Origin of the sequence: Burkholderia sp. S171 (assembly GCF_009766085.1) — a bacterium.
Classification (GTDB): domain Bacteria; phylum Pseudomonadota; class Gammaproteobacteria; order Burkholderiales; family Burkholderiaceae; genus Caballeronia.
In genome coordinates this window covers 1-740 of sequence record NZ_LMUF01000059.1, presented here as the reverse complement: position 1 = coordinate 740, position 740 = coordinate 1, and the positions used below count along the sequence as shown (strand labels likewise).

The 740-nt window shown below is 56.4% G+C and carries 2 pseudogenes; one reads left to right on the top strand and one right to left on the bottom strand.

Annotated elements, in window-relative coordinates:
• Nucleotides 1-195, bottom strand: a pseudogene (locus GSQ93_RS38435) (transposase); the annotation flags it as partial.
• 162 nt (nucleotides 196-357) lie between these two features.
• Between GSQ93_RS38435 and GSQ93_RS33020 the strand changes: the two are divergent.
• Nucleotides 358-672 (top strand): annotated as a pseudogene (locus GSQ93_RS33020) (IS6 family transposase); the annotation flags it as partial.
• Nucleotides 673-740: the final 68 nt, after the last annotated feature.

Sequence of the window (740 nt, the reverse complement as noted above, 5' to 3'; positions counted from 1 at the left end):
GATACGCCACGACACGACCATGTACAGCACGAGCGCCTTTTCCACCCGCTCCATCTGTGAGAGTTGCAGTGCCTCGACCCTGCAGGCGTTCTTCAGGACGTTGAAGAACATTTCTATTTCCCACCTCGCACGGTACCAGTTCACGAGTTCGATAAGGGCATGCGCATCGCCCGCTTCGCGGTTGGTCACAAGACGGGTTCTGTCGCAATATCGCAGGCTGGTATATCTGCGAGACCTTACAGAATGATGTGAACGACAATGAAAGCGCTGAGTCCGCGGTGACCGAAGTGCTGAGGTTCTATTTTAGTAAGGCGGTCCGCTATGATGTGCGGAACGAAACGAATGGCTGAAAGCTCGATGAAGACGTTGAATCTGCCGGTGGCCCAAGTGCTCAAACGGCTGCACTATCCGCTCGACGTGATCCTGACTTGCGTGCGCTGGTACGTGGCCTATCCGCTGAGCCTGCGGCACCTCGAGGACATGATGGCAGAGCGCGGTGTTTCGGTCGGTCATTCGACGGTCCACCGCTGGGCCATCAAGCTATTGCCGGTGCTGGAAAAAGCGTTTCGCGGCCGCAAGCGGCCAGTTGGTAAGAGCTGGCGGATGGACGAGACGTACATCCGCGTCAAGGGCGAATGGCGGTATCTTTACCGGGCCGTCGACGGTTCTGGTGCAAATGGAGGATGTGAATGGGTTAGAGTCGTCGAACTACACAAACTGATGACGGACGATGAGTAAGC